The sequence below is a fragment of the Micromonospora globispora genome, from assembly GCF_003857015.1.
GTDB classification, from domain to species: domain Bacteria; phylum Actinomycetota; class Actinomycetes; order Mycobacteriales; family Micromonosporaceae; genus Micromonospora; species Micromonospora globispora.
The window spans coordinates 1-4,740 of record NZ_QGGF01000793.1; the positions used below are offsets into that span (position 1 = coordinate 1).

The 4,740-nt window shown below is 72.1% G+C and carries 5 protein-coding genes; all 5 read left to right on the forward strand.

All coding sequences use genetic code 11. From position 1 onward, the window contains the following. A partial coding sequence (gene coxB, locus DKL51_RS34470) for a cytochrome c oxidase subunit II (RefSeq protein ID WP_124813324.1) occupies positions 1-966 on the forward strand: 966 nt, incomplete at its 5' end. A gap of 17 nt (positions 967-983) precedes the next feature. Continuing rightward, a complete protein-coding gene (gene ctaD / locus DKL51_RS34475) occupies positions 984-2,912 on the forward strand; it encodes a cytochrome c oxidase subunit I (RefSeq protein WP_109946276.1) in 1,929 nt (642 codons plus the stop codon). Further along, on the forward strand, positions 2,909-3,538 hold the full coding sequence (locus DKL51_RS34480) for a cytochrome c oxidase subunit 3 (RefSeq protein WP_207783951.1): 630 nt from the start codon (positions 2,909-2,911) through the stop codon (positions 3,536-3,538). The genes ctaD and DKL51_RS34480 overlap by 4 nt, the downstream gene beginning before the upstream one ends. After that, complete coding sequence (locus tag DKL51_RS34485) at positions 3,538-3,939, forward strand: hypothetical protein (protein ID WP_109946277.1); 402 nt, start codon at positions 3,538-3,540, stop codon at positions 3,937-3,939. The genes DKL51_RS34480 and DKL51_RS34485 overlap by 1 nt, the downstream gene beginning before the upstream one ends. Further along, a partial coding sequence (locus DKL51_RS34490; protein ID WP_148097946.1) for a cytochrome c oxidase assembly protein occupies positions 3,927-4,740 on the forward strand: 814 nt, incomplete at its 3' end. The genes DKL51_RS34485 and DKL51_RS34490, both read left to right, overlap by 13 nt.

A 4,740-nucleotide genomic window follows, 5' to 3' on the forward strand; every position in this document is an offset into this window, starting at 1 on the left:
CTGGCCGCGCTGTCCGGCCTGCTCCTGCTCGCCGGCTGCGGCGGCAGCGCGCCGTCCGCCCTGAACCCCGCCGGCACCGGGGCGATCCGTGTTTCCGGCCTGTGGTGGCTGCTGTTCTGGATCTCGATGGCCGTGTTCGCCGAGGTCATGGCCGTCCTGCTCTGGGCGCTGGTGTTCCGGCGGGGAACGGCCCGGGTACGGCACGGGCAGCCGCTGCGCTTCGTCACCGTCACCGGCGCGGCGGTGCCCTTCGTCATCCTCGTCGCCGTCTACGGGGTGGGACTGCGCGACCTCGCCGCCCTCGGCGACCCTCCGGACCGGGACGCCCCGACCGTGGAGGTGACCGGCCACAAGTGGTGGTGGGAGGTGCGTTACGAGGGCGGGTCCGGGGCCACCGCCAACGAGATCCACATTCCGGTGGGGGAGCGGGTCCGGGTGCGGCTGCGTACCGACGACGTGCTGCACAGCTTCTGGGTGCCGCAGCTCATGCCGAAGACGGACCTGATCGCGGGGGAGACCCGGGAGACCTGGCTGCAGGCGGAGCGGGCCGGCCGCTACCGGGGCCAGTGCGCCGAGTACTGCGGCACTCAGCACGCGCACATGGCCTTCCTGGTCGTGGCGGAGTCCCGCGCGGAGTACGACGCCTGGCGGGCCCGGCTGGACGCCCCGGCGCGTCAGCCGCAGACCGAGGCCGAGCGCCGGGGGCAGCAGGCGTTCGTGCAGGGCACCTGCGCCGCCTGCCACGCGGTGCGGGGCACCGGCGCGCAGGGCCGGGTGGGCCCAGACCTGTCCACCGTGGGCTCCCGATGGAGTATCGGCGCCGGGGCGGTGCCCAACGACGCCGGTCACCTCGGCGGCTGGATCGCCAACTCGCAGACCGTCAAGCCCGGCAACGCCATGCCGCCCCAGCCGGTCGACGCCGCCCAGTTGCCCGACCTCATCGCCTACCTCCGGTCGCTGCGGTAGGTCGGGAAGGGGAAACGATGTCCACGACCACCACGCCGTCGCCCGGGATCAGCCGGGAGGACCTGACCCGGTTGGGCGCGCACTGGGGCGAGCCCGCCTCCCTGCGCTCCTGGTTCACCACCGTCGACCACAAGCGGATCGGCCGTCGCTACCTGGTCACCGCCGGGTTCTTCTTCGTCCTCGCCGGGCTCAGCGCCCTGGTGATGCGGACCCAGCTCGCCCGGCCGGAGGCGGGCGTCGTGTCGCCGCAGCAGTACAACCAGCTGTTCACCATGCACGGCACGGCGATGATCTTCCTGTTCGCCACGCCCATGCTCTTCGGCTTCGGCAACTTCCTCGTCCCGCTGATGATCGGCTCCCGGGACATGGCGTTCCCCCGGCTCAACGCGTTCGGCTACTGGGTCTTCCTCTTCGCCGGGCTGTTCATGTGGGCGAGCCTGCCGTTCGGCGCGGCACCGAACAACGGCTGGTTCGCCTACGCGCCACTGAGCTCCGAGGCGCACAACCCGGGCCTGCACATGGACGTCTACGCGCTCGGCCTGCTCTTCCTCGGCATCTCCACCACCTCTGCGTCGATCAACTTCATCGTCACCGCGCTCAAGCTGCGCGCTCCCGGGATGTCGCTCAACCGGGTGCCGCTATTCGTCTGGGCGATCGTGGCGACCGCGTTCATGGTGATCTTCGCGTTGCCCGCGCTGAACCTCGACAACGCCATGCTCTTCCTCGACCGGCGGTTCGGCACCCACTTCTTCGACCCGTCCGCCGGGGGGAACGTGCTGCTCTGGCAGCACCTGTTCTGGATCTTCGGGCACCCGGACGTCTACATCATCGTGATGCCCGCCCTCGGCATCGTCTCCGCGGTGCTGCCCGCGTTCACCCGCCGGGGCGTGGTCGGCTATCCGCTGATCGTGCTCTCCATCGTGTCCATCTCGATCATCTCGTTCGGCGTCTGGGTGCACCACATGTTCGCCACCGGGCTGCCGCAGCTGTCGTACAGCTTCTTCAGCGCGGCCAGCACGATCATCACCATCCCGTCCGGCATCCAGATCTTCGCCTGGCTGGCCACCATGGCGCTCGGCCGGCTGGTGCTCCGGGTGCCGCTGCTCTTCGTCATCGGTTTCATCGTGACCTTCGTGCTCGGCGGCTTCACCGGCGCGATGTTCGCGCTGACCGCGTTCGACCAGCAGGTCACCGACTCCTACTTCGTGGTGGCGCACTTCCACTACGTGCTGATCGGCGGCGCCGTCTTCCCGATGCTCGCCGGCCTCTACTACTGGCTGCCCAAGATCAGCGGCCGGATGTACCACGAGCGGCTGGGCCGGTGGGCCTTCTGGCTGGTCTTCGCCGGCATGCACGTCACGTTCTTCCCGATGCACCTGTACGGCCTGTTCGGCATGCCCCGTCGGGTCTACACGTACCGCAGCGAGCCCGGCTGGGACGGGTGGAACCTGGTCAGCACCGCCGGGTCGTACCTGCTCGCGGTCGGGCTGCTGCTGGTCCTCGTCGGGGTGCTCCACGCGCTGCTGCGTGGCCGTCCCGCGCCCGGTGACCCGTGGGAGGGCGACAGCCTGGAGTGGGCGACCGCGTCGCCGCCCGAGCCGTACAACTTCCCGGTCCTGCCCCGGGTGCACAGCCTGCACCCGGCCTGGGACGCGCGGACCGCCGAGTCGACCACCACGGGGGCGACCGCGGACCGGATCCTCAGCGCGGGACGCCGCACCCTGGTCACCAGCGAGCTGGACGCCCACCGGGAGCGGGCGGTGGAGATGCCCGAGTCGTCGGTCAAGCCGCTGCTGCTCGCCGGCGCGCTGCTGGTCCTCTTCACCTCGCTGCTCTTCGCCTGGTACCCGGTGGCGGCCGTCGCCGCGCTGATCGTCGCGGCGACCATCGCGGTCTGGCTCTGGCCGCCGCGCAGGCCGGACGAGGAACTGGGGGTGGTGGCGTGACGGATCGGGGTGGGGTCCTGGCCGCGGCCACCGGCGCCGAGGCGCTCAGCACCGAACTGCCGGTCGGCCGGTCCACCGGCTGGTGGGGCATGGTGATGTTCGTGGCCACCGAGGCCACCCTCTTCGCCTGCCTGCTCGGCAGCTACTTCTACCTCCGCTTCCAGTACGGTCCCCAGTGGCCACCGGACGGCATCGAGGACCCGAAGCTGCTCAAGCCGCTGGTGATGACGGCGGTGCTGCTGCCCAGCAGCCTGCCCGTGGTGTGGGCCGAGCACGGCATCCGGCGCGGCCAGCGCTGGCGGCTGCGGGCCGGACTGACTGCCACCCTGCTGCTCGGGGCCACCTTCCTGACCCTGCAGGCCACCGAGTACGCCGAGAAGCTCAAGCACTTCACCATGACCACCGACGTCTACGGCTCGCTGTTCTACCTGATCACCGGCTTCCACGGGCTGCACGTCCTGGTCGGACTGACCATGATCGGCTGGCTGCTCGCCGCCTCGCTGCGCGGCGGCAGCTTCGGCGCCCACCGGCACGACCGGGTCCGCAACGCCGCCATCTACTGGCACTTCGTCGACCTGGTCTGGATCGCCATCCTGTTCACCATCTACCTCTCCCCGCGACTGTGATGACCACCCGACCCGACTCCCGCGCCCGCCTGGCCGGCGGGCTGCTGCTCTGGTACGGCGTGCTCGGCGGCGCCGTCGCCTGGGCGGTGCACCTGCTCGTCGCCTGGCCCCTGGACGAGCTGACCTGCGCGGCGGGCTCGGAGAAGATCTCCGCCGTGCCGCTCTGGCAGGCCGTCGGGCTCGCGGTGGTGCTCCCGGGTCTGGTCACCGCGGGCTCGCTCGCGGTGGCCGCGCTGGCGTGGCGGCGCACCGCCCGGGCCCAGTCCGCCGGTGTGCAGGACCCTGCGTTCGGCCGGTCCCGGATGCTCGCCGTGGTGGGGATCTGGGCCAACCTGCTGTTCCTGACGATCATCGTGCTCGGCGGGGTCGCCGTGCTGGTGCTGCCGGCATGTCAGCGCTGACCGTCCACCCGGGTCACCCGCCCGGCCCGCAGCCGGTGGTCGAAGGGCTGCTCACCATGCTGGCCGTGGTCACGGTCTGCCTGCTGGTCGCCGGGTACGGGCGGGGCGTCCACGAACTGTGGGCGCGCCGGGGGCCCGGCCGGGTCGTACCGGTCTGGCGGGTGGCCGCGTTCGGGCTCGGGCTGCTGGTGGTGCTCGGCGCCGAGCAGGGGCCGGTGCACCGGGCGGCCGAGTCCTCCTTCGCCGGACACATGGCCCAGCACATGCTGCTCCTGCTGGTGGCGGGGCCGCTGCTCGCGGCCGGGGCGGCGGGACTGCCGCTGAGCCTGGCCGCTCCGCTGCCGGTACGCCGGCTGCTCGCCCGATGGCGGGTCGCGCCGTGGGCGCGCCGGCTGCGCCGGCCGACCGGGTACGCCTTCCTGGCCGGCGGCGGGCAGACCGTCGTGCTGTGGTTCTGGCACCTGCCGGGGCCGTACGTCGCGGCGGTGGACCGGCCGACCGTGCACGCCCTCGAACACCTCAGCCTGGTGGCGGTGGCCTGGCCGTTCTGGGCGCCGGTGCTCGGCTCGCCGCGGCACCGCGCGCCCGCACCGGTGGCGGTGCTGCTGCTGGTCGGCACCATGCTGCCGACCTCCGCCCTCGGCGCGGTGCTGACGTTCGCCCCGGAACCGGTCTACCCGACGCGGGTGCTCGGTGCCGACCCGCTGGCCGACCAGCAGCTCGCCGGCCTGCTGATGTGGGCGCCGATGGACCTGGTGGTGCTGGTTGTCGCGCTGACCGTCCTGCTGCGCTGGCTGCTGC

Bases quoted from the DNA above. Each gene is read 5' to 3' on its own strand.
- ctaD (WP_109946276.1), top strand. From the start codon at position 984: ATGTCCACGACCACCACGCCGTCGCCCGGGATCAGCCGGGAGGACCTG.
- DKL51_RS34485 (WP_109946277.1), top strand. From the start codon at position 3,538: ATGACCACCCGACCCGACTCCCGCGCCCGCCTGGCCGGCGGGCTGCTG.